This is a genomic window from Stutzerimonas stutzeri (genome assembly GCF_002890915.1).
Taxonomy (GTDB): domain Bacteria; phylum Pseudomonadota; class Gammaproteobacteria; order Pseudomonadales; family Pseudomonadaceae; genus Stutzerimonas; species Stutzerimonas stutzeri_AF.
Genome location: NZ_POUT01000007.1, coordinates 135,161 through 158,646 on the forward strand (window position 1 = coordinate 135,161; position 23,486 = coordinate 158,646).

The window sequence follows — 23,486 nt, forward strand, 5'->3', positions numbered from 1 at the left end:
TCTGTAATGGCGATTCACGGCGCCGGCCTGCCTTTACCTTGAGGATGAACGTCCATGCGTATCGATCGTTTGACCAGCAAGCTGCAGCTTGCACTCTCCGACGCCCAGTCCATCGCCGTCGGCCTGGATCACCCCTCCATCGAACCGCTGCACCTGATGCAGGCGCTGCTCGAGCAGCAGGGCGGCTCGATCAAGCCGCTGCTGATGCAGGTCGGCTTCGACATCAATGCCCTGCGCCAGGCGCTGACCAAGGAACTCGACCAACTGCCCAAGCTGCAGAATCCCACCGGCGACATGAACCTGTCCCAGGACCTGGCGCGCCTGCTCAACCAGGCCGATCGCCTGGCCCAACAGAAGGGCGACCAGTACATCTCCAGCGAGCTGGTGCTGCTCGCCGCGCTCGACGGCAACACCCGCCTGGGCAAGCTGCTGCTGGCCCAGGGCGTGAGCAAGAAGGCGCTGGAGAACGCCATCGCCAACCTGCGCGGCGGCGAGGCGGTCAACGATCCCAACGCCGAGGAGTCGCGCCAGGCGCTGGACAAGTACACCGTGGACATGACCAAGCGCGCCGAGGACGGCAAGCTCGACCCGGTGATCGGCCGTGACGACGAGATCCGCCGCACCATCCAGGTGCTGCAGCGGCGCACCAAGAACAACCCGGTGCTGATCGGCGAGCCGGGCGTCGGCAAGACCGCCATCGTCGAGGGCCTGGCCCAGCGCATCGTCAACGGCGAGGTGCCCGACGGCCTCAAGGACAAGCGCCTGCTGGCGCTGGACATGGGCGCGCTGATCGCCGGCGCCAAGTTCCGCGGCGAGTTCGAGGAGCGCCTGAAGGCGGTGCTCAACGAGCTGTCCAAGCAGGAAGGGCGGATCATCCTGTTCATCGACGAGCTGCATACCATGGTCGGCGCCGGCAAGGCCGAGGGCGCCATGGACGCCGGCAACATGCTCAAGCCGGCGCTGGCGCGCGGCGAGCTGCATTGCGTCGGCGCCACCACGCTGGACGAGTACCGCCAGTACATCGAGAAGGACGCCGCGCTGGAGCGGCGCTTCCAGAAGGTGCTGGTCGACGAGCCGAGCGAGGAGGACACCATCGCCATCCTGCGCGGCCTCAAGGAGCGCTACGAGGTGCACCACGGGGTCAGCATCACCGACGGTGCGATCATCGCCGCGGCCAAGCTGTCGCATCGCTACATCACCGATCGTCAGCTGCCGGACAAGGCCATCGACCTGATCGACGAGGCCGCCAGCCGCATCCGCATGGAAATCGACTCCAAGCCTGAGGAGCTGGACCGCCTCGATCGCCGCCTGATCCAGCTGAAGATCGAGCGCGAGGCGCTGAAGAAGGAAGACGACGAGGCGACCAAGAAACGCCTGGCCAAGCTCGAGGGCGACATTGCCAAGCTGGAGAAGGAATACGCCGACCTCGAGGAAATCTGGAAGTCGGAGAAGGCCGAGGTGCAGGGCTCGGCGCAGATCCAGCAGAAGATCGAGCAGGCCAAGGCCGACCTCGAAGCCGCGCGGCGCAAGGGCGACCTGGCGCGCATGGCCGAGTTGCAGTACGGCATCATCCCCGATCTGGAGCGCAGCCTGCAGATGGTCGACCAGCACGGCAAGGCGGAGAACCAGCTGCTGCGCAACAAGGTGACCGACGAGGAAATCGCCGAGGTGGTCTCCAAGTGGACCGGCATTCCGGTGTCGAAGATGCTCGAGGGCGAGCGCGAGAAGCTGCTGCGCATGGAAGACATGCTGCACCAGCGGGTGATCGGCCAGCACGAGGCAGTGGTCGCCGTGGCCAATGCCGTGCGCCGTTCGCGCGCCGGGCTGGCCGACCCGAACCGGCCGAGCGGCTCGTTCCTCTTCCTCGGTCCGACCGGGGTGGGCAAGACCGAGCTGTGCAAGGCGCTGGCCGAATTCCTCTTCGACACCGAGGAGGCGATGATTCGCATCGACATGTCCGAGTTCATGGAGAAGCATTCGGTGGCTCGCCTGATCGGCGCCCCGCCGGGCTACGTCGGCTACGAGGAGGGTGGCTACCTGACCGAGGCGGTGCGCCGCAAGCCCTATTCGGTGGTCCTGCTCGATGAGGTGGAGAAGGCCCATCCGGACGTGTTCAACATCCTCCTGCAGGTGCTCGAGGACGGTCGCCTGACCGACAGCCACGGGCGCACCGTGGACTTCCGCAATACCGTGGTGGTGATGACCTCGAACCTCGGCTCGGCGCAGATCCAGGAGCTGGTCGGCGATCCGGAAGCCCAGCGGGCGGCGGTGATGGATGCGGTGTCTCATCACTTCCGCCCGGAGTTCATCAACCGCATCGACGAGGTGGTGGTGTTCGATCCGCTGGGCCACGAGCAGATCGCCGGCATCGCCGAGATCCAGCTGGGCCGCCTGCGCAAGCGCCTGGCCGAACGCGAGCTGAGCCTGGAGCTGACCCAGGAGGCGATGGACAAGCTGATCGCCGTCGGCTACGACCCGGTCTACGGCGCGCGGCCGCTCAAGCGCGCGATCCAGCGCTGGATCGAGAACCCGCTGGCGCAGCAGATCCTCTCCGGCCAGTTCGCGCCGGGCAGCACGGTCAAGGCGCGGGTCGAAGGCGAGCAGATCGTCTTCGACTGATACTGGCCGACGCCGCCCCGGGGGGGGGGCGACGCCCGGGGCGCGTTCCAGTCAACGGGGCATCTCGGGCGTTTGCCTCGAAGAGACGCAAAGTATTGTCAGGAATCGTATTTCCAGGCTTGACAGCGGTGCCGGGAACCGTAAAATGGCGCGCCTCTGAGGCGGGAACGTAACCGCTGAAGAGCTGGAATAGCGAGTCGTTCCGCGATAGCTCAGTCGGTAGAGCAAATGACTGTTAATCATTGGGTCCCTGGTTCGAGTCCAGGTCGCGGAGCCAAATTCCAATCGGGGTATAGCGCAGTCCGGTAGCGCGCCTGCTTTGGGAGCAGGATGTCGGGAGTTCGAATCCCCCTACCCCGACCATTTGCGGGTCGTTAGCTCAGTTGGTAGAGCAGTTGGCTTTTAACCAATTGGTCGTAGGTTCGAATCCTACACGACCCACCATACGAAGCTTCCGCGGGAAGCGGAAAAAGCTGGATGATCCGAAAGGGCATCCAGCTTTTTTATGTCCTCGTTTTGTGTTGCAGGGCTTGCTGGACGTGTTGGGTTCGGATTCTGGCCCGGACGTTCACGGGTGGGTTGGCGCTGAGCGTAGCGAAGCCCAGCAGGGGCGACGAACGTGTTGGGCTTCGTCGCTGCGCTCCCCAGGCTGCGCGCCCCGACCCAACCTACGCTACGCGCCCCGGCCCGGCCTGTGCGCCTCGGGCTGCGGGTTCCGACCTGACTGTGCACATGGCTCCTCAGTGTAACTTCAACCGAGGCTCGGTACTGCGGCTGAGCTTGTCGCCCAGCATCATCAGCAGTGTCCGCGGTATCCCGTAGAGCGCGATCTGGTGCATGCGGTACAGCGAGATATAGAACATCCGCGCCAGCCAGCCTTCGAGCATGACATTGCCGGTGAGGTTGCCCATCAGGTTGCCCACCGCCGAGAAGCTCGACAGTGAAATCAGCGAGCCGTAGTCCTTGTAGCGGTAGCCCGGCAGCGGCTTGCCCTCCAGGCGTAGCTGGATCGAGCGGGCAAGCAGCGAAGCCTGCTGGTGGGCTGCCTGCGCGCGCGGCGGCACGTTGCGGTCGCTGTCCGGCTGCGGGCAAGCCGCACAGTCGCCGAAGGCGAAGATATTGTCGTCGCGAGTGCACTGCAGGGTGGGATGCACCACCAGCTGGTTGATCCGGTTGGTTTCCAGGCCGTCGAGTTCGTGCAGGAAGGCCGGCGCCTTGATTCCCGCAGCCCAGACCTTGAGGCTGGCCGGAATGAATTCGCCCTGCTTGGTATGCAGCCCTTCGGCGCTGACATCGCTGACCGCGGCTCCGGTGAGTACCTTGACGCCCAGGTCGAGCAGCGTCTGGTGGACGGGTTGGCTGATACGCTCGGGCAGCGCCGGCAGCACCTTCGGTCCGGCCTCGATCAGGGTGATCCGCACGTTCTCCGGCTTGATGCCGTCCAGGCCATAGGCGGCCAGCTCCTTGGCGGCATGCAGCAGTTCGGCCGCGAGCTCGACGCCGGTGGCGCCGGCTCCGACGATCGCCATGCTGATGTCGCTGGAGCCGCTTTCGCCCGCGTGGGCGCGCATGTAGTGGCTCAGCAATTGCCGGTGGAAGCGCTCCGCCTGCTCGCGGGTATCGAGGAAGATGCAGTGCTCGGCAGCGCCCGTCGTGCCGAAATCGTTGGTGGTGCTGCCGACCGCGATGACCAGGGTGTCGTAGTGCAGCGAGCGGGCGGGAACCAGTTCGATGCCGAACTCGTCCCGGGTGGCTTCCAGCTGGATGCATTGGCTGGCGCGATCCAGCCCCGCCATGCGGCCCATCTGGAACTCGAAATGGTTCCATTTGGCCTGGGCCACGTAGTTGAGCTCATCGGCGGACGAGTTCAGTGAGCCGGCGGCGACTTCGTGCAGCAGGGGCTTCCAGATGTGCGTGAGGTTGGCGTCCACCAGGGTGATGCGGGCCTTGGCGCGTTTGCCCAGGGACCTACCCAGGCGGGTGGCAAGCTCCAGCCCGCCGGCGCCGCCGCCGACGATTACGATTCGATGTGACATGGAAATGACTCATAGGCTGCAAGGAAATCGGCGGCGCGTCTGGGGGAGCGGGGCTCATGACACCAGGCGGCTCAGGAGGCGGCTCAGCAGCCCGAGACCGATCACCACGGCCAGCACGAGCAGGAGCAGGAGCCAGGGACGGAATGGCTGGCGCTCGACTTGGTGCTGGGGTGCGCGCAGGTATTCGTCGACGCGCTGCTGGTCTTCGGGATTCAGGCGGCTGGGCATAAGCACCTCGAAGGGAATGCAGGCATTCTAACTGTGCGGGATCAAAAGCCAAGTGCGAACTACGGGGCGTTGTGGCCGGGGAGGTGGCGGGGATGCACGGATGGCGGGCCTCTCGGCCCGCCCGTCGGCGGTCAGCTGTTCTTCAGCTTGCGCAGGTTGCCGATGACCGACTCCAGGGCGCGATCGAACAGCAGCGTGTCGTTGAGCAGGCGGATGGCGCCGCGCTGGAACTCGCTCGCCAGGCCCATGCGGGTCTTTTCCAGGACCTTCATGCCGGTCCGGTTGACGAAGATGTATTTGCCGGTGGGTTTGATCACCGCGGCCAGCTTGCAGCGCAGCTTGTGTTCCTCGTCCTCCTGGAACTCGACCCAACTGCCGACGCGCAGGTTGTCGACCTGGATCAGGGCCGCGTCATTGTCCGGCAGGTTGATTTCCGGTTCCTGTTCGCGGCTTTCGCCGGGCGCCAGCAGGACGATCTGCTCGACGACTTCGACCATGGCTGGCGCCGGCGCCGTCTCGGTCGCGGCAGGGGCTTCGGAATGAACCTCCGGCTCGCCGGTCGCGGGCTGGATGTCCTCGGGCAGGCTCTCGGGCTGCTGATAGCGCTGCAGGGTCTGGACGTGAAGCGCCTCGAGCTGGGTGAAGAAATCGCCGGTGGAGAAGGGGTCGAAGGCGGCGCTGACCAAGCCTTCGCGCAGGGCCTTGAGCAGGCTCGGCACCAGTTCGAGCAGGCGCTCGCGGGATGCGTCATCGTTGTGGGGCGTCACGCTCCACACCAGGTCATCCATGGTGTCCAGGGCGGCCTGCCATTCCGCGGACTGGGTACCGTGTTTCAGGCAGGTCAGCAGCAGGACCTTGCTCCAGGCCTCCTGCAGCAGGCGTACCACGACTTCCGGCAGGGTCTTGCCGAGCAGGCGCTGGTTCAGCGCCTGCTCCACTTCCTGGCGGGCAATCTCGGCCTTGGCGCGGCCTTCCTCGGCATCGCGGGTGCGCTGCTCGAGCAGTTCGCTGCGGCGCCGCTCGTCGCCGACGAAGGCGAGGAAGTCGGCCAGCAACTCGGAAAAGATGGTGGGGTCGTCGACGAAATCGTTGAGCAGGCGTGCCACGATCTGTTCGATCTTCTGGTAGAGGCTGTCGCGCTGGGCCTCGTCCTGGTCGCCCCAGCCCATGGCGGCAGCGGCGATTTCATTGAGCAGGCGGCGGGCCGGATGACTGCCGCGGCTGAAGAAGGTCTTGTCCAGCACCGCCACCTTGAGCAGCGGAATCTGCAGGCGTCCGATCAGGGCCTTGAGCGAGTCCGGCAGGGTGCGGTCGTCGAGGATGAATTCGAACAGCATGGAGACCAGATTGATGACGTCATCGTCGATCTCGCCGACCACGCGTGACTTGCCGCTCTTGGCGCTGACGCGGCTCAGCAGATTGCCGAGCTGTTCCTGCAGGTCGAAGTCATCGACGGCCTGCGGGGTGCGGGTCTGCATGTGCGAAAGCAGACGCAGCAGGTCGTTGCTGGAGATCGGAATGGCGTCGCTGGGAATGCTGCGGGCGGGCAGGGCGCTGCTGCCGCGCAGTTCCGAAAGCAGGTTGTGCAGGGCGCTGAACGCGGCCTCCTGCAAGCCCTCGTCGGCATGGCTGGCCTGGCCAAGCGATGCGGCCGGTGCATGGCTGCCGGCTGGCATGCCGGGGCGCTGCTGGCGGCGTGGCGGTGCGGACTGCAGTTCCGGCAGGATGCCGGCGGCGACCAGGGTCTGGTTGGCCTCGGCATACAGCTGGTCGAGGTCGCCCAGCACGTATTTTTCGAAGAGCTTGAAGATGATCAGCTTGACCTTGATGCCCACGCCAAGGCTACTGCAGGCTTCGATGAAATAGTCGCAGAGCGCATGGGGTCCGAGCGGATTGTTCTTGTCGTCGAGCTTCTTGCTGATCAGCGCATTCATGCGGGTGGTCAGGTGCCCCAGCGGTTGCGCGGCACGGCTCATGACCTTGGCGACCATGGTATCGACGGCGACGGACTCTTCCAGTTCGTCGTTCTGCACCAGGGACAGGTTGTCGAACGATACGTTTTCGAGTGCCGGCGGCTTGCCGATCTCGTACTGATTGAGTGTGGCGAAGGATTCGAACAGTTGCTGCAGGAACCCGCGTTCGATGTTGCGGCGCTTCATGCGCAGGTCGCGCATGGCTTCGAAGAAGGCGTTCTGCTCGGCGTTGCTGGTAGCGCGGTCGGCGATCTCGAAAAGCGAGTCATCGGCATTGTCGAAAAGCGACTGCAGGGCCTGGCGCAGGTGCTGGGCGGCCTTGTCGCGCACGCTGATGAGCGCCACGGGCAGTCTTCCTGCCGGTGAAGAGGGCTTGCGCTCAGGGGCGGCCTTGTTCAGGTGCACCACTTTCGCATCGGTTCGCATCGAGACTCTCCTGCGGTCGCCGGCTTGGGGGCGGTCACGAACGCTTTGTTTGATCAGCGTCTTATAAAGGTAAGCACGGTGGCAGAGCAAGGCGAAAGGCAATCAGGCGAGCCCGCGATCCAGCGCGGAGAACTCTTGTCGAACCGGATTCCAACGCAGCATAGTCGAGCGCTTCGGTTTTACAACGGTGCTCGCCGCCGGGACATCGTCATTTGTGTGGCGTCAATTTTCTTGAGGTCATTATAAGCATCATGATCGCATGCCAACCCCGGTTTTTCATTGGACATGACTCAGCTCACAGATACTCGCGGCTTTTCCGCCGAGCGGTCAGAAATCGCCAGTGGGCGCTTCGTGAGCGTGGCTGGGGCCGCCGCTGCGTCCGGCCGGCGCAGCCCTTATAATCCCGGCAATCTTGAGGAGCCGACCATGCCGAATCTCACCCTTGCTGATCTGACTGCCGAAATCGACGCCAATGTCCGCCGGGCCCTGGCCGAGGACATCGGCAGCGGCGATATCACCGCCCAATTGATCCCCGCCGAGCGCCTGGCGCATGCCGCGGTCATCACCCGCGAGACGGCGGTGATCAGCGGTGTGGCCTGGGTCGATGCGGTGTTTCGCCAGATCGATCCGCGGGTGGCCGTGCACTGGCAGGTCGCCGACGGCGAGCGGGTAGAGGCGGACCGGGTGCTGTTCCAGCTCGAAGGCCCGGCGCGCTCGCTGCTCACCGGCGAGCGCAGCGCATTGAACTTCCTGCAGATGCTCTCTGGCGTCGCCACGCGCTGCCGTCATTATGCGGACATGGTGGAGGGGACGGGGGTTCGGCTGCTCGACACGCGCAAGACCATTCCCGGGCTGCGCCTGGCGCAGAAGTACGCGGTGACCTGCGGCGGCTGCCACAACCATCGCATCGGTCTGTACGACGCCTTCCTGATCAAGGAAAACCATATCGCGGCCTGTGGCGGCATCGCCGCCGCCATCGCCGCCGCGCATCGCATCGCCCCGGGCAAGCCGGTGGAGGTGGAGGTGGAAAGCCTCGACGAACTCGAGCAGGCCCTGCAGGCTGGCGCCGACATCGTCATGCTCGACGAGCTGAGCCTGGACGACATGCGTGCGGCGGTTGGCATCACCGCCGGCCGGGCCAAGCTGGAGGCATCGGGCGGGATCAGTGACGAGACGCTGCGCCGCGTCGCGGAAACGGGCGTGGACTACATCTCCATCGGCGCGCTGACCAAGCATGTGCATGCGGTGGATCTGTCGATGCGGCTGCGCCAGTAGGCTTCAGGTCTTTGGCAGGCCCTCGGCCTGCATCGCCGCGAGGGCGCCCTCCTCACAAGGGAGGTGTGCAGGCTGCTTTTGTGGGAGGCCCGACCTCGGGGCGATGCTTTTGAACTTCAATCCACTGTATCGAAACGGCTGAGGCGTTGCGCCAGGCGGAACGATCAGTGGCGGCTCTTCAGGCCGAAGTTCTCGTGCAGGGTGCCGGGGGTATCGTCGCTTTTCGGCGCATAGTCCTTCGGCGGCTCGGTGAAGGTCGGCGAGGACAGGCGCTCGCGGGAGCCATTGCTCTCCTCGCTGTGCAACGAGGCCAGCAGGCGTTGGCGGGTCTGTTCGTCGAGCGCCAGGCGGTTGGCCCCGTCGGACAGGTGATCCTGGATGTCCTGGTAATTGCTGGTGAGCTTGCGTAGCAGGCTGGCAGTGGTGTTGAAGTGGGTGACCACCTCACTCTGATAGGTGTCGAAGCGCTCCTGCAGGTCGTCGACTTGACGCTGTGTGCGGTTCGGCGTGCTGCTGCGAGCCACCAGATAACCGATGGCGATGCCGGCGATCAGGCCGACGATCGGGAGCAACCAGGTCGCGAGGGTCTGTTCCACGAGTCCTTCCTCTATATAAACGGCTGTGCTTACGTTAACGTCTCGTACCTGCTCTGTATACCGCGGCGCGAGGCGGCGGTCACCGGCAGCTAGTTAGCAAGACGAGTCGACTCGTCCCAAGGTCACGGAGTTCCTGCTTTGTTGAAACGCGAAACCCCCCTCTCTCTCGACGGCCCCTGCGGTGTGCTGGAAGGTCTGTACTTCGAACAGCCCCAGGCCAAGGGGCTGGCCCTGATCTGCCACCCGAACCCGGTCAAGGGCGGCACCATGCTGAACAAGGTCGTCTCGACCCTGCAGCGCACGGCGCGCGATGCCGGCTACAGCACGTTGCGCTTCAACTACCGCGGCGTCGGCGCCAGCGCCGGTACGCACGACATGGTCGAGGGCGAAGTGGACGACGCCGAGGCGTCGCTGCGCTGGCTGATGGCGCAGCAGCCCGGGTTGCCGCTGACCCTGCTGGGCTTTTCCTTCGGCGGTTTCGTCGCCGGCCGCCTGGCCGCCCGCCTGGAAGCCGAGGGCGTGGCGCTGCAGCGCCTGGTCATGGTGGCGCCGGCGGTATCGCGCCTGCTCGACCGGCCGTTGGCCGAGCGCTGCGAACTGACCATCATCCAGCCGGAGCAGGACGAAGTGATCGACGCCGAGTCGGTTTATGCCTTTTCCGCCGGCCTGCAGCGCCCCCATGAGCTGTTGAAAGTGGCAGAATGCGGCCACTTTTTTCACGGCAAGCTGGTCGAGCTGAAGGAGCTGGTCGCTCCGCGGCTGTAACGCCAGGCACTTTTCCGGCTCCGGCTGCAATGAGCGAGACGTACTGCACATGAACACCCGAATCCTTACCGGTATCACCACCACCGGCACGCCGCACCTGGGCAACTACGCCGGGGCGATCCGGCCGGCGGTCCTGGCCAGCCGCGATGCGGCGGCCGACTCCTTCTACTTCCTCGCCGACTACCATGCGCTGATCAAGTGCGACGACCCGTTGCGCATCCAGCGCTCGCGCCTGGAAATCGCCGCGACCTGGCTGGCCTGCGGGCTGGATGCCGAGCGCGTGACCTTCTACCGCCAGTCCGACATTCCCGAGATCCCCGAGCTGACCTGGCTGCTGACCTGCGTCACCGCCAAGGGCCTGCTCAACCGCGCCCATGCCTACAAGGCGTCGGTGGACAAGAACGTCGAGAACGGCGAGGACCCGGACGCCGGCGTGACCATGGGCCTGTACAGCTACCCGGTGCTGATGGCGGCGGACATCCTGATGTTCAACGCGCACAAGGTGCCGGTGGGGCGCGACCAGATCCAGCACGTGGAGATGGCGCGGGACATCGCGCAGCGCTTCAACCACCTGTTCGGCAACGGCAAGGAGTTCTTCACCCTGCCCGAGGCGGTGATCGAGGACAGCGTGGCCACCCTGCCGGGGCTGGACGGACGCAAGATGTCCAAGAGCTACGACAACACCATCCCGCTGTTCGGCAGCGCCAAGGAGCTGAAGGGCGCCATCGCCCGCATCGTCACCGACTCCCGGCTGCCGGGCGAGCCCAAGGACCCGGACAGCTCGCACCTGTTCACCCTCTACCAGGCCTTCGCCACCGCGGCGCAGCAGGCCGGCTTCCGCCAGGAACTGCTCGACGGGCTGGCCTGGGGCGACGCCAAGCAGCGCCTGTTCCAACTGCTCGACAACGAGCTGGGCGAGGCGCGCGAGCTGTACCATGCGTTGATCGCCAAGCCCGCCGAGCTGGAGGATATCCTCCAGGCCGGCGCCGCCAAGGCCCGTCTGATCGCCACGCCGTTCCTCGGCGAACTGCGCGAGGCGGTGGGCCTGCGCAATTTCCGTAGCGAGGTGAAAAGCACCGCGCCGGCGAAGAAGAAGGCCAGCAAGGTGGCGCGCTTCGCCAGTTTCCGCGAGGCCGACGGCGCCTTCCGCTTCCGCTTCTTCGCCCCCGATGGCGAGGAACTGCTGCTGTCGCGGCCGCTGAGCAACCCGAAGGCGATCGGCGTGCTGACCCAGCGGCTGATCGCCGGCGGCCCGGATGCCCTGGAACTTCGCGAGGACGAGGGCGATCAGTTCACCCTGTGGCTGGACGACGAATGCATCGCCGACAGCCCGCATTACGAGAACGCCGACGCCCTCGACGCCGCCATGCTGCGCGTGCGCGAGGCACTGGCCACGCTCGTCGAGTAACGACGGCGCCCGCCGGGCTGCGCGTGGCGCGGCCCCGGCGAACTGCGCCCTTGCACGGCAGTCCCGGGAGGACCGACGCTTGAACGACCTGAGTAAATTGCCAACCACCGAGGGCGCGGCTAAAGTGTCGGCCCCGTTTCACTACCCAGACTCCGCCATGACTCCTCTTGCGCGCTATCAGGCCGACCTGAAACGTCCTGACTTCTTCCACGACGCCGCCCAGGAAAACGCGGTGCGCCACCTGCAGCGCCTGTACGACGATCTGGTGGCCGACGACCGCAACAAGAGCGGCCTGCTCGGCAAGCTGTTCGGCAAGAAGCAGCCGGAGCCGATCAAGGGCATCTACTTCTGGGGCGGCGTGGGCCGCGGCAAGACCTATCTGGTCGACACCTTCTTCGACGCGCTGCCGTTCAAGCAGAAGATGCGCACGCACTTCCATCGCTTCATGAAGCGCGTGCACGAGGAAATGAAGACCCTCAAGGGCGAGAAGAACCCGCTGACCATCATCGGCAAGCGCTTCGCCGACGAGGCGCGGGTGATCTGCTTCGACGAGTTCTTCGTCTCCGACATCACCGACGCGATGATCCTCGCCACCCTGCTCGACGAGCTGTTCAAGAACGGTGTGAGTCTGGTGGCGACCTCCAACATCGTGCCGGACGGTCTGTACAAGGACGGCCTGCAGCGCGCGCGCTTCCTGCCGGCGATCGAGTTGCTGAAGAAGCACACCGAGATCGTCAACGTCGACAGCGGTATCGACTATCGCCTGCGCGCGCTGGAACAGGCCGAGCTCTATCACTTCCCGCTGGACGTCGAGGCCGAGCAGAGCCTGGAGAAGAGCTTCCGCAGCCTGCTGACGGAAAACTGCACGGTGCTGGAGAACGAGGCGCTGATGATCGAGAACCGCGAGATCATGGCGCGCAAGGTCGCCAACGATGTCGCCTGGTTCGAATTCCGCGCCCTCTGCGACGGGCCGCGCAGCCAGAACGACTACATCGAACTGGGCAAGATCTTCGAGGCCGTGCTGGTTTCCAACATCGAGCAGATGAACGTGGCCAAGGACGACATGGCCCGCCGCTTCATCAACATGGTCGACGAATTCTACGACCGCAACGTCAAGCTGATCCTCTCCGCGGAAGTGGAGCTCAAGGACCTCTATGCCGGCGGCCGCCTGGAATTCGAATTCCAACGCACCCTCAGCCGCCTGCTGGAGATGCAGTCCCACGAATACCTGGCGCGGCCGCACAAGCCGTAGGGAAGCAGCTGAAGCTGGAAGCAAAGGCAGTAGAAGCTTGGCAGGTTGTTCTACGGTCTCAGTAATCGTTCGACTTCCGAAAGGGCCCTCTGTAGGAGCCCGCTTGCGGGCGATCGGCACGCCAACAGCATCGCCAGCAAGCTGGCTCCTACAGGAAGCCGTGCAAGCTTGCAGTCTTTCTACGCTGCGCCGAACGCTTTCCAGCTTTCAGCTGCTCTTGTGCCGGTACTGCTGCCGATACTGGTTCGGTGATAGCTCGGTGTGCTGGCGGAACAGGCGGGCGAAGAAGCTGGCGTCGTCGTAGCCGACTTCGTAGCTGATCGTCTTGATGCTCTTGCCGGTGGTGGCCAGCAGGCTCTTGGCCGTCTCGATGCGCAGGCGCTGCAGGTAGTGCAGCGGCTTGTCGCCGGTGGCGGCCTGGAAACGGCGCATGAAGTTGCGAATGCTCATGCCGTGCTGGCGCGCCACGTCCTCGAAGCGGAATTTATCGGCGAAGTGGGCTTCCAGCCATTCCTGGATCTGCAGGATGCGCGTATCCAGATGCAGCTTCTGCCCGCCGAAGCCGAGCCGCCCCGGGCTGTAGCTGCGCTGCAGCTCGAACAGCACGTCGCGGGCCATGCCCTGCGCCACGTTGGCGCCGCAGAAGCGCTCCACCAGGTACATGTAGAGGTCGCAGGCCGAGGTGGTGCCGCCGGCGCAGTAGAGGTTGTCGCTGTCGGTGAGGTGCTTGTCGGTGCTGAGCTGCACCCGTGGGAAACGCTGCGCGAACTCGCTGCAGAAGCGCCAGTGGGTGGTCGCCTCGCGGTCATCCAGCAGGCCTGCCTGGGCCATCCAGAACGCCCCGGTGGCCTCGCCGCAGATCGCGCTGCCGGCGGCGTGCCGCTCGCGCAGCCAGGGCGTGACCTGCGGGTAACGCTTGCGTAGCGCATCGAAATCGCCCCAGAAGGCCGGCAGAATGATCAGGTCGGCATCGCTCAAGGCGCCGTCCACGTCGATGACGGTACCGCTGAAGGTGGTCACCGGCTTGCCGTCCGGGCTGACCAGGCGGGTCTCGAAGGCGGGCGTCAGGTCCAGGCCGAGCTGCTTGCCGTGGCGCAGGCTGGCCATGTGGAAGAAGTCCTTGGCCTGCATGAGCGTCGAGGCGAAGACACCTTCGCTGGCGAGGATGCCGATGTGCTTGAGTGATTCGGAATTGGCCATGGGCATGCGATTCTGATTATTGTGGGTGCGGTAAAACTGCCGCAAGGTGGCTGGAGCGTCCTATTTTTTTGCGTGGCTGTCCAGCGCGGCGTGACTGAACCGCCCCCTGTGCCGACACGTCGAACGGCTGACATGCAGGAGAAAACCATGAGCGATGCGCAACATCCCTATCCCGCCGCGCCGTTCGGCGACTGGGACGGCACGCCTGCCGCGGCGCGGCAAATGCAGAAGACCCTGGCGGAGCAGGTGCGGTTGGAGGACGACTTTCCGTCCTTGCGCCTGATCGCCGGGGTGGATGTCGGCTTCGAGGAAGGCGGCGCCATCACCCGCGCCGCCGTGGTGCTGCTGGATGCGAGGACGCTGGAGGTGGTCGCCCAGAGCCTGGCGCGGATTCCCACCAGCATGCCCTACATCCCGGGGCTGCTGTCGTTCCGCGAACTGCCGGCGGTATTGCAGGCCCTCGAGGCGCTGCCGGAAGTGCCCGACCTGATCTTCTCCGACGGCCACGGCATCGCCCATCCGCGGCGGCTGGGGATCGCCGCGCATCTCGGCGTGGTGACCGGGCTGCCGACCATCGGCGTGGCGAAGAAGATTCTCACCGGCGATCACGACGAGCTGGGCCTGGCGCGTGGCGCACGGGTGGACCTGCGCGACAAGCGCAGCGGCGAGGTGATCGGCAGCGTATTGCGCAGCAAGGACAAGGTGCGACCGCTGATCATCTCGCCGGGCAATCGCGTCAGCCTGGCCACGGCGCCGCAGTTGGTGATGCAGTACGTGACCCGTTATCGCCTGCCCGAGCCGACCCGGCTGGCCGACCGCCTGGCCTCGCGCCGCGACGAGAAGGCTGCCAGCCTGCGGCTACCTATCGAATGAGGGGCGCCGTCCGCTGCACCGGGCGCCAGTGTCTCGATACATTCGCACGCTTGCAGCCGGCGGGCGGCTGGCGATAGCCTGCGAGGCAGTAGTCAGCAAGAGCCCGTACGATGCACCTGGACTCCGCGACGGGCTGGTGCCACGGCATCCGCCACTGTCCGTCACCGAACTTCAATCAGCGCCCGGATGGCGAGATTTCGCTGCTGGTCATCCACAACATCAGCCTGCCGCCTGGCCAGTTCGGCACCGGCAAGGTCCAGCAGTTCTTCCAGAACTGCCTGCCGTGCGGCGAGCATCCGTTCTTCGAGGAGATCGCCGGGCTGCAGGTGTCGGCGCATTTCCTCATCGAGCGCGATGGCACCATCACCCAGTTCGTTTCCTGCCTGGACCGCGCCTGGCACGCCGGCGTGTCCTGTTTCGAGGGGCGCGAGGGCTGCAACGATTTCTCCCTCGGCATCGAGCTGGAGGGCACCGACTGCGAGCCTTTCACCGAGCCGCAGTACCGTTCGCTGATCGCCCTCTGCCGGCTGCTGCTGCGGGCCTATCCGGCCATCACCCCCGGGCGGGTCTGCGGCCACAGCGATATCGCCCCGGGGCGCAAGACCGATCCCGGCCCTGCATTCGACTGGTCGCGCCTGCGCGCGGCCGCCATTACCTGCTGACGGAAGGAAGCGAAGATGAGTTTTCTGGTGGTCCTGCTGGTGCTGCTGGTGGAGAAATTCTCCGATTGGCGGCCGCGTCTGCAGCACGATGGCTTCTGGCTCGCGCGGCTACGCCAGGTCGAAGCCAGCCCGCGCCTGAGCGCCACGCCCTGGCTGGCGCTGCTGGTGCTGGTCCTGCTGCCGGTGCTGCTGCTCGGCCTGTTGCTGCTGGCGCTGGAGCCGCTGGCCTACGGCTGGCTGAGCCTGCCGCTGCACCTGCTGGTGCTGCTCTACAGCCTCGGCCGCGGCCACGCCAAGGCCGAACTCGGCGCCTTCCGCGATGCCTGGCGGCGCGGTGACGAGGAGGCCGCGGCGCTGGCCGCCGAGCGCGATGCCGGCTTGCGCGCGGAGAGTCCGTCGGGCCTGCTGCAGGCGGTCCAGGCGCACCTGCTGTGGCGCAGTTACGAAGGCTTCTTCGCGGTGATCTTCTGGTACCTGCTGCTCGGGCCGATGGCGGCGCTGGCCTATCGGCTGCTGGCGCTGTGCATGGCGCACGCGCAGCAGGCCGGGTTGCGCGAGCGCGCCGAGCAATTGCGACATGCTTTCGACTGGCTGCCGGTACGCCTGTTGCTGGCCAGCTTCGCCCTGGTCGGCAACTTCGTCGCGGTCAATCGCGCGCTGCTGCACGAACTGCTGAGCTGGGACGTCCCGGCCCCGCGCCTGCTCGCCGATGCCGGACCGCTGGCCGCCGACCTGCCGGCAGCGAGCGACGGTGAGGCCGGCATCGACCGGCTCGATGGCTTGGCCGCGCTGCTGGTGCGCACCCGCGTGCTCTGGTACGCGGTCATCGCGATCTGGACCATTCTGGCCTAGCCGGCTGTTGCTGTTTCGGTTCCCGAGCGTCGTAGGCGCGGGCCATGCCCGCGAAAAAGCGGCCGTATCGATGTGTCGATCCTGTTCGCAGGCATGGCTTGCTCCTACCAGGGGAGCCAGCGCTTCAGATACGAGCCGGAGCAAGCCGCTTTCGATCGTGCCCTACAAAGACTCGCGCATACTCGGCCCTGCGAGCGTGCCCTGGTGGTGGTGAAAGCCTGCCATCTGAATACCGACTCATACGATCGTTCCATGATCGTTTCGGGGTGCATCCGCATAACCCGCATGCCAGACGTCTTGCCATCCGCCGCCGACCGCTCGTCGGCCTGATATCACCTGGCCATTACCTTAAGTTACAAAACAGCGAACCGATATCCCGTATAACTCGGCTCGATGCCACCTCTCTGACGAACCCTGCTACGGTCCGCGCCGGCCGTAAGCGATACCAATAATATTTGGGAGACGTCGTGTGAATAGCCTGCTATATCCCGCTGTCGCGTTCATGAACCGGCTGAGTTTCGGCATGAAGTTCAGCCTGGTCAGCGTCCTCTTCTTCGTTCCCATGCTGTTGAGCAACTTCTACCTGGTGCGCGATTCGTACCGGGAGTTCGTCGGCACCCGCACGGAGCTGCGCAGCCTCGAGCTGCTCGGCGCGGCGCTGCAAGTGCGGCGCAGCATGGAGGACTGGAAGGACCTGGTGCAGATCGAGTCGATCATCGGCCAGGCCGGCAACGTCGAGACGCTGATCGCCCGGCTGGAGCAGGTGGAGGGCGAACTCTCGTCGCAGCTGCAGGCGCTCGAACCGGTCAGCGACGCCGCGGAGCAGGTGGCCGAGTTCAACGGTCGCCGCGACGAACTCGTCGCCGCGCTGGGCGCCGCCCAGGCCGAGCAGTCGCTGCAGTCGAAGGCGGCGATGGCGCAGGTGCTGCTGGGCCAGTCGCAGGTACTGATCAAGCTGGTCGCCGGGCAATCGGGCCTGAGCCAGGACGCCGACCGCGAGGTGCGCCAGCTCTCCGAGCTACTGACCTCGGTGACGCCGGCCATCAGCATGCTGCTGGGCCAGGGGCGTGCGGTGGGCGCGTACACCTTCGGCCAGGGCTACCTCAATTCCGATGCCAGCAACACGCTGGACAACCTCGTGCTGGAGCTGGAGAAACAGCAGGCGCAATACGCGGTGCAGCTGCAGGACGCCATCGGCGGCAGCGCGGCCGTGCGCAGCCGGCTGGACGTGCATGCCGGCGCCAGCCGCGAATCGCTGCAGGCCAGCGCGGACATCTTCCAGGACGAGGTGATCATGGCCGATGCCTTCGAGCGCCCCTGGGACGCGTTCTACGACCAGATCAGCGCCGAGATGGCGAAGACCTACCAGCTGAACGACGCCATTCTCGATTTTCTCGAGGTGCAGCTCGGCGAACGGCTGGAGCAGAAGCGCCTGCTGATGACCCTGCTGCTGTCGGCGCTGGCGGTGGTGCTGGGGCTGGTGGCTTACCTCTACGCCGGCTTCTATGTCTCCACGCGGGCCTCGCTGAAGCGCCTGGGCGTGGTCATGGACCAGGTCGCCGCCGGCGACATGACCGCGCGCTACGCGGTACAGAGCCGCGACGAGCTGGGCGAACTGGGCCAGGTCTTCAACACCACCGTGGCGCAGATCCGCGAGTTGATCGAGCGGGTCGGGCAGACCGTCGCCGAGGTCGAGCGCCAGGCCGGCCGGGTCGAAAGCGTCTCCGGCGAGAGCAACCAGACGGTCTCCGAGCAGCGCAGCCAGATCGAGCAGGTGGCCACGGCGATGAACCAGATGTCGGCCACCGCCCAGGCCGTCGCCACCAGTGCCGAGGCCGCCGTGGGCAGCGCGCAGAGCGTCAACGAGGAAACCGTCAGCGGTCGCAGCCTGGTGGTGGCGCAGGTCGGCGGCATCCAGCGGCTGGCCGAGGAGATCGAGCAGTCGGTTGGCGTGATCAATCAACTGGCCGGCGACAGCAAGGCGATCAGCCAGGTGCTCGACGTGATCAAGGGCATCGCCGAACAGACCAACCTGCTCGCGCTCAACGCCGCCATCGAGGCGGCGAGGGCCGGCGAGCAGGGCCGCGGTTTCGCCGTGGTCGCCGACGAGGTGCGCGGGCTGGCCCAGCGCACGCAGCAGTCGACCGCGGAGATCGAGCAGATGATCGCGCGGCTGCAGGGGGGCGTCGGCGCGGCGGTGAAGACCATGCACGCCAGCCACGCACTGGCCGAGGACACCGTCGGCCAGTCGGCGCAGGTGGAGCAGGCGCTGGAGAACATCCTCGGCGCGGTGGGCCTGATCGTCGACCAGAACCAGCAGATCGCCGCCGCCGCCGAGCAGCAGACCGCGGTGGCGCACGATATCGACCGCAATATCGTCGCCATCAACGAGGCCGGCCAGCGCACCGCCGAAGGTGCCGGGCACACCGAACAAGCCAGCCGCGAGCTGACCCAGCTGGTGGGGCGGTTGCAGACGTTGATCGCGGCGTTCCGCGTCTGAGCGCTCGGCGACAAACGGCCGCGTCAGGAGAGGGGCGGGCTCAAGGCCAGCCGAACAGCTCGCAGCTGTTGCGGTAGCTGGCGGCGGCCAGTTCCTCGGCGTCGATGCCCTTGATGCTGGCCAGGCTCCGGCAGATTTCCGGCAGCAGCTCCGGGCTGTTGCGCTCGCCGCCGTGGCCGGCCGGCGGAATATCCGGGGCGTCGGTTTCCAGCACGATGCCGTCCAGCGGTAACTGGCGGAGCACGCGCTGCATGCGCCGCGCCTGCGGCCAGGTGCCGGCGCCGCCGAGGCCGAGCCTGAAACCCAGGCGCAGGTACTCGCGCGCTTCCTCCCAGCTACCGCTGAAGGCGTGGACGATGCCGGCCCGTTCGAGCCGGTGCCGCTTGAGCGTGGCGATCATCGGCGCATGGGCGCGGCGCACGTGCAGCAGCACCGGCAGGGCGAATTCCGCGGCCATCTCCAGCTGCGCTTCGAGCAGGCGCTGCTGGCGCTCGGTGTCGGGATCGTCGATGTAGTAGTCCAGGCCGATCTCGCCGATGGCGCAGAGCTTGCGCTCGCCATGCAGGCGCTGCAGCCAGCCGTGCAGCGCCTGCAGGTGTTCGTCGCGGTGCCGTTCGAGGAACACCGGATGCAGGCCCAGCGCGGCATGCACCGCCGGCTGCTCGCAGGCCAGCAGCCAGACCCGCTGCCAGTTTCCTTCGTGCACGCCGAGCACGACGATGCGCTCGACGCCGCTGGCCGCGCAGCGCGCCAGGACCTGCTCGCGGTCGGCATCGAAATGCTCGAAGTCGAGGTGGGTGTGGGTGTCGATCAACTGCACGATGAAATTCCGTTCGACCTGCGGCTGGGTAAGGACAATGCTACCGCGGGATCAACGGGTTTCCTCCTCGATCTGGATGTCGCTGACACCCAGTTCGGCCATGCGGCTCTCCTCGCTCGGGCGGATCGGACTCTCCCACGGCGCATCGATCGCAGCACGCGGCTCATGCACGTGCTGCAGGAGGATCTCCAGCTCGGCCTGCTCGAGACCCGGCTGCTCGAAGGAGCTGATGACCAGCGAGGCGGGCTGGCCATTGATGCGGTAGTGGATGCGGTAGCGCTTCAATTCGGTCATGGCGGTTCTCGGTTTCGCGGGGGGCTAAACCATCCGACCGCCAGAATTCGCTCAATCTCCCGTCTTGTGCCGTGCCTCGTGCTCGAGCAGCGCCGCCTTGCGCGCCAGCCCCCAGCGATAGCCGGTCAGCGCCTGCTGGCTGCCGACCACCCGGTGGCAGGGCACCAGCAGCCCGACCGGATTGCTGGCACAGGCCCGCGCCACCGCGCGGGCATGGCTGCCGAGCGCTTCGGCGAGTTCGCCGTAGCGGCGGGTCTCGCCGACCGGAATCTGCTGCAGCGCCTGCCAGACGCGCTGCTGGAAGGCGCTGCCGCGCAGGTCCAGCGGCAGCTGTGCGGCGTGCCGGGGCTCCTCCAACTGCTCGACGATCGCCTGCAGCCAGTCGCCCAGCCCGGCCTGGTCGCGCTGTAGCCGGGCGGCGCCGAAGCGCGTGCGCAGCTCGTCCTCCAGCGTCGCCTCGTCGTCGCCGAACAGCAGCGCGCAGACGCCCTTGTCGCTGGCGGCGACCAACAGCAGGCCGAGCGGGCAGGGCGCCAGCGCGTAGCGCAGGCTTTCCCCGGCGCCTTTGCGCCGGCGTTGGGCCGGAGTCAGCGCCGTGGCTTCGGTATAGGGCGCGCGGGTTCCGGAATAGCCGGCGGCGAGGGCGGCACCCAGCACCGACGTGGCATCCGGCAGCTGCGCTTCCAGCCGTTCGCGGCGCCGGGCTGCGGTCCAGGCGCGCGGCGTCAGCCCGGTACGCGCCTTGAAGGCGCGCGACAGGTAGGCCGGCGACAGGCCGATGCGCGCCGCCAATTGCCGCAAGGGCAGTGGTCCTTTGGCTTCGTCGAGCAGGCGACAGGCGGCGATCACCAGCGCATCGAGCTGCTGGCTCGGGCTCTGCCCCTGCGGCGAGCAGCGCCGGCATGGGCGAAAGCCGGCGGCTTCGGCCGCTGCGGCGCTGTCATAGAAATTCACCCGTTCGCGCAGCGGCCGGCGTGCCGGGCAGCTGGGGCGGCAGAAGATGCCGGTCGAGCGCACGGCGAACACGAAGCGGCCGTCGAAGGCGGCGTCGCGTTCGCACAGGGCTTGCCAGCAGCGGTCTTGGTCGAGCATGACGGTGCTCCATGATCCGATGGTGCGATTGTCGTCCCTGGGCCGGTTGTGCGCCAATCCAAAGCGTGCTTTCAAACTCGATGGGGAACATGGAAGCCCGCTGGCGATTACCGTAACCTGCAGCACCGCATTGACGAGAAGGACCTGCAAGCCGCTGATGAAAACGCCTAAACGACTCGAACCGCTGATCGAGGATGGCCTGATCGACGAGGTGCTGCGGCCGCTGATGAGCGGCAAGGAAGCGGCGGTATACGTGGTGCGCTGTGGCGATGAGCTGCGCTGCGCCAAAGTCTACAAGGAAGCCAACAAGCGCAGTTTCCGCCAGGCCGTGAAGTATCAGGAGGGGCGCAAGGTGCGCAACAGCCGCGATGCCCGCGCCATGGCCAAGGGTTCCCGGCACGGGCGCAAGGAGAAGGAAGAGAGCTGGCAGAACGCCGAGGTCGCCGCGCTGTTCCGCCTGGCCGACGCCGGCGTGCGGGTGCCCAAACCCTACGATTTCCTCGACGGCGTGCTGCTGATGGAAATGATCGCCGGCGAGGATGGCGATGCGGCGCCGCGGCTCAACGACGTCGAGCTGCATCCGGACGATGCCCGCGAATTCCATGCCTTCATGATCCACGAGGTGGTGAAGATGCTCTGCGCGGGGCTGGTGCATGGCGACCTGTCGGAGTTCAACGTGCTGCTCGACGAGCACGGCCCGGTGATCATCGACCTGCCGCAGGCGGTGGATGCCGCCGGCAACAACCACGCGTTCGAGATGCTCGAACGCGACGTCGGCAACATGGCCGCCTATTTCGGCCGCTTCGCGCCGGAGCTCAAGTACACCCGTTACGCCAAGGAGATGTGGGCGCTCTACGAGCAGGGCAAGCTGACGCCGGAGACGGCGCTCACCGGCGTGTTCGCCGAGCCGGAGGACGCCGCCGACATCGCCGCGGTGATGCGCGAGATCAAGGCGACCCTGGCCGAGCAGGCGCGGCGCGAGGCGCTGCGCAACGCCGACGAGGCGCCGAGGGACGAGCCGCCGCCGCCGTGGCTGCGCGGGTGAAGCCGCCGCCGCGGCGTTCGCTTCGCGCGCGCGTGGTTGCGGGCCGTAGTCAGTCTTCGAGCGTCTGGAACGCGCAGGCGAGCTGCTTGACCGCCGCTTCCAGCTCGGTGGGCGTATAGGCGGCAAACCCCATCAGGAATCCGGCCCTGCAATCGCTCGACGCGTGCAGCCCCGTCAACCCCATGAGTTCGATGCCGGCCCGGCGTGCGGCGTTGATAGCCGCCTGCTCGGAAAGACCGCTGGTGAGCAGGCAGGGCATCTGCATGCCCCCGGTCGGCACACTCGGCTCGACGTAGGCGCCAAGGTGCTGGCGGACGAGGCGCTCCAGTGTCGCGAGCCTGTGTGCATAGATGCTGCGCATGGTGCGCACATGCGCGCCGAAATGACCGCCTTCGATGAACCGGGCCAAGGTCAGCTGCGGGATCGTGGCGCTGTGCCCGTCGAGCAGCGTGCGGGCGACAGTCATGGGCTGCACCAGTTGCGCGGGCAGCACGGCATAGGCGATCCGCAGGCCGGGAAACAGCGATTTGGTGAACGTGCCGATATAGATCGTGCGCTCGTGCGAATCCAGCCCTTGAACGCAGGCTGTCGGTTTGCCGGCATAGTGGAATTCGCTGTCGTAGTCGTCTTCGATGATCCAGGCCGGGTGTTGCCTGGCCCATTCGATCAGCGACAGCCGCCGGTCCAGGGGCAGAGTGGTGCCGGTCGGGAACTGGTGCGACGGGGTCACGAAGACCGCCTTGGCGGGGGTCGAGGCACTGCGCAGGACTTCGACCCGCATGCCGTGAGCGTCCACGGGGATGGGGAGGCATGCGAGGCCGGCGGCATCGAATGCCTTGCGGGCCCCGTGGTATAGCGGATCTTCGACGAAGATCCGGTCGCCGGCATCGAGCAGTACGTGGGCGCACAACGTCATGGCTTGCTGCGAGCTGGTCAGGATCAGCACGCGCTCGGCCGTAGCATGTGCGCCACGTTCGAGATTGACGTAATCGGCAATGGCGCGGCGCAGCGGTTCCATTCCTTGTGGATGGCCATGCAGCAGGGCCTTGTTTGCATACTCCTTCAGAACCTGCCGTTCCAGGCGCTCCCAGATCTGTAGAGGGAACCCCCGCGTTTCCGGCACGCCCGGTGCGAACGGGCGGGGTGTCAGGAAATCACGCACTCCGCCCCCTTCAAGCATCGCGCTACCGCGCCGGCTGAGGTTGGGGGGCGGGGCCTGCGACGGCTTGCGGCGCTGCGACAGGTGGCGTCCCGGCACGCGCTGCGCCATGTGCGAAACGAAGCTGCCGCTGCCTACGCGCCGCTCGATGTAACCCTCGCCGTGCAACTGGCCGTATGCGGCCTCGACGGTATCCCGGGAGACGCCGAGCGACTTGGCCAGTGCCCGCGATGCCGGGAGCGGCTTCCCGACGCCGAGCGCTCCATCGAGGATCAACTGCCGGATCGCCCGCTGGATGCGTGAATGCAGCGGAAAGGCTGCATGTGCGGGGTTCGCTAGCCAGGCTTTGACGGATTCGAGTTGGGAATGCTTGAACAATTGGTCTGCCTTCCTTCATGAAAGTGGCGGGGA

19 protein-coding genes and 3 tRNA genes are annotated in these 23,486 nt (G+C 66.3%); 13 read left to right on the forward strand and 9 right to left on the reverse strand.

Features of this window, described 5'->3' with window-relative positions; all coding sequences use genetic code 11:
* Positions 1–54: 54 nt before the first annotated feature.
* The 4 genes from clpB (at position 55) to CXK94_RS13660 (ending at position 3,063) form a co-directional block, all read left to right on the forward strand.
* The gene (gene clpB, locus CXK94_RS13645; RefSeq protein WP_102894748.1) at positions 55–2,619 is read left to right on the forward strand and encodes an ATP-dependent chaperone ClpB; all 2,565 of its coding nucleotides are present in this window, start codon (positions 55–57) and stop codon (positions 2,617–2,619) included.
* A gap of 201 nt (positions 2,620–2,820) precedes the next feature.
* Positions 2,821–2,896 (forward strand) — tRNA-Asn (locus CXK94_RS13650).
* A gap of 9 nt (positions 2,897–2,905) precedes the next feature.
* A tRNA-Pro gene (locus CXK94_RS13655) sits at positions 2,906–2,982 on the forward strand.
* A 5-nt stretch (positions 2,983–2,987) separates the two neighbouring features.
* Positions 2,988–3,063, forward strand: a tRNA-Lys gene (locus CXK94_RS13660).
* Positions 3,064–3,359: 296 nt separating this feature from the next.
* On the opposite strand, the gene CXK94_RS13665 is transcribed toward CXK94_RS13660, so the two are convergent.
* The 3 genes from CXK94_RS13665 to CXK94_RS13675 form a co-directional block, all read right to left on the reverse strand.
* Complete coding sequence (locus CXK94_RS13665) at positions 3,360–4,655, reverse strand: NAD(P)/FAD-dependent oxidoreductase (RefSeq protein WP_102894749.1); 1,296 nt, start codon at positions 4,653–4,655, stop codon at positions 3,360–3,362.
* A 54-nt stretch (positions 4,656–4,709) separates the two neighbouring features.
* The gene (locus tag CXK94_RS13670) at positions 4,710–4,883 is read right to left on the reverse strand and encodes a DUF3094 family protein (protein ID WP_037040433.1); all 174 of its coding nucleotides are present in this window, start codon (positions 4,881–4,883) and stop codon (positions 4,710–4,712) included.
* Positions 4,884–5,014: 131 nt separating this feature from the next.
* Positions 5,015–7,282, reverse strand: a complete 2,268-nt coding sequence (locus tag CXK94_RS13675) for a DUF1631 domain-containing protein (protein ID WP_102894750.1) — start codon at positions 7,280–7,282, stop codon at positions 5,015–5,017.
* Between the two features lie 426 nt (positions 7,283–7,708).
* On the opposite strand from CXK94_RS13675, the gene nadC reads away from it, so the two are divergent.
* Complete coding sequence (gene nadC, locus CXK94_RS13680; RefSeq protein ID WP_102894751.1) at positions 7,709–8,557, forward strand: carboxylating nicotinate-nucleotide diphosphorylase; 849 nt, start codon at positions 7,709–7,711, stop codon at positions 8,555–8,557.
* 164 nt (positions 8,558–8,721) lie between these two features.
* Here nadC and CXK94_RS13685 read toward each other — a convergent pair whose 3' ends face one another.
* On the reverse strand, positions 8,722–9,153 hold the full coding sequence (locus CXK94_RS13685) for a YhcB family protein (RefSeq protein WP_102894752.1): 432 nt from the start codon (positions 9,151–9,153) through the stop codon (positions 8,722–8,724).
* A gap of 138 nt (positions 9,154–9,291) precedes the next feature.
* Between CXK94_RS13685 and CXK94_RS13690 the strand changes: the two genes are divergently transcribed.
* The 3 genes from CXK94_RS13690 (at position 9,292) to zapE (ending at position 12,578) form a co-directional block, all read left to right on the forward strand.
* Positions 9,292–9,918: an alpha/beta hydrolase gene (locus CXK94_RS13690; protein WP_102894753.1), complete on the forward strand. Its 627-nt coding sequence runs from the start codon at positions 9,292–9,294 to the stop codon at positions 9,916–9,918.
* A 49-nt stretch (positions 9,919–9,967) separates the two neighbouring features.
* The gene (locus tag CXK94_RS13695) at positions 9,968–11,326 is read left to right on the forward strand and encodes a tryptophan--tRNA ligase (protein ID WP_102894754.1); all 1,359 of its coding nucleotides are present in this window, start codon (positions 9,968–9,970) and stop codon (positions 11,324–11,326) included.
* A gap of 157 nt (positions 11,327–11,483) precedes the next feature.
* The gene (gene zapE / locus CXK94_RS13700) at positions 11,484–12,578 is read left to right on the forward strand and encodes a cell division protein ZapE (RefSeq protein ID WP_102894755.1); all 1,095 of its coding nucleotides are present in this window, start codon (positions 11,484–11,486) and stop codon (positions 12,576–12,578) included.
* Between the two features lie 207 nt (positions 12,579–12,785).
* On the opposite strand, the gene CXK94_RS13705 is transcribed toward zapE, so the two are convergent.
* Positions 12,786–13,778 carry a GlxA family transcriptional regulator gene (locus tag CXK94_RS13705; protein ID WP_037040498.1) on the reverse strand — a complete coding sequence of 331 codons (993 nt, stop codon included), beginning with the start codon at positions 13,776–13,778 and terminating at the stop codon, positions 12,786–12,788.
* Between the two features lie 147 nt (positions 13,779–13,925).
* Between CXK94_RS13705 and nfi the strand changes: the two genes are divergently transcribed.
* The 4 genes from nfi to CXK94_RS13725 all read left to right on the forward strand — a co-directional run bounded on the left by nfi (position 13,926) and on the right by CXK94_RS13725 (position 18,665).
* Positions 13,926–14,651 carry a deoxyribonuclease V gene (gene nfi / locus CXK94_RS13710; protein WP_102894756.1) on the forward strand — a complete coding sequence of 242 codons (726 nt, stop codon included), beginning with the start codon at positions 13,926–13,928 and terminating at the stop codon, positions 14,649–14,651.
* A gap of 110 nt (positions 14,652–14,761) precedes the next feature.
* A complete protein-coding gene (ampD, locus tag CXK94_RS13715; RefSeq protein ID WP_102894757.1) occupies positions 14,762–15,313 on the forward strand; it encodes a 1,6-anhydro-N-acetylmuramyl-L-alanine amidase AmpD in 552 nt (183 codons plus the stop codon).
* 15 nt (positions 15,314–15,328) lie between these two features.
* Positions 15,329–16,165, forward strand: coding sequence for a regulatory signaling modulator protein AmpE (gene ampE, locus CXK94_RS13720; protein WP_102894758.1), 837 nt, complete (start codon positions 15,329–15,331; stop codon positions 16,163–16,165).
* A gap of 469 nt (positions 16,166–16,634) precedes the next feature.
* Positions 16,635–18,665: a methyl-accepting chemotaxis protein gene (locus CXK94_RS13725; protein WP_102894759.1), complete on the forward strand. Its 2,031-nt coding sequence runs from the start codon at positions 16,635–16,637 to the stop codon at positions 18,663–18,665.
* 40 nt (positions 18,666–18,705) lie between these two features.
* Here CXK94_RS13725 and CXK94_RS13730 read toward each other — a convergent pair whose 3' ends face one another.
* Genes CXK94_RS13730 through ada form a run of 3 tightly spaced genes read right to left on the reverse strand, consistent with a single transcriptional unit; the run spans position 18,706 to position 20,871 of the window.
* Entirely contained in the window at positions 18,706–19,485 is a 780-nt protein-coding gene (locus CXK94_RS13730) for a TatD family hydrolase (protein ID WP_102894760.1), read from the reverse strand.
* 51 nt (positions 19,486–19,536) lie between these two features.
* A complete protein-coding gene (locus tag CXK94_RS13735; RefSeq protein WP_037040451.1) occupies positions 19,537–19,779 on the reverse strand; it encodes a hypothetical protein in 243 nt (80 codons plus the stop codon).
* Between the two features lie 51 nt (positions 19,780–19,830).
* Positions 19,831–20,871, reverse strand: a complete 1,041-nt coding sequence (ada, locus tag CXK94_RS13740) for a bifunctional DNA-binding transcriptional regulator/O6-methylguanine-DNA methyltransferase Ada (RefSeq protein WP_102894761.1) — start codon at positions 20,869–20,871, stop codon at positions 19,831–19,833.
* Between the two features lie 157 nt (positions 20,872–21,028).
* Here ada and CXK94_RS13745 point away from each other — a divergent pair, with 157 nt between their 5' ends.
* Positions 21,029–21,916 (forward strand): PA4780 family RIO1-like protein kinase, encoded by an 888-nt coding sequence (locus CXK94_RS13745; RefSeq protein WP_102894762.1) that lies wholly within the window; start codon positions 21,029–21,031, stop codon positions 21,914–21,916.
* A 49-nt stretch (positions 21,917–21,965) separates the two neighbouring features.
* On the opposite strand, the gene CXK94_RS13750 is transcribed toward CXK94_RS13745, so the two are convergent.
* A complete protein-coding gene (locus CXK94_RS13750) occupies positions 21,966–23,453 on the reverse strand; it encodes a PLP-dependent aminotransferase family protein (RefSeq protein ID WP_102894763.1) in 1,488 nt (495 codons plus the stop codon).
* Positions 23,454–23,486 lie beyond the last annotated feature (33 nt).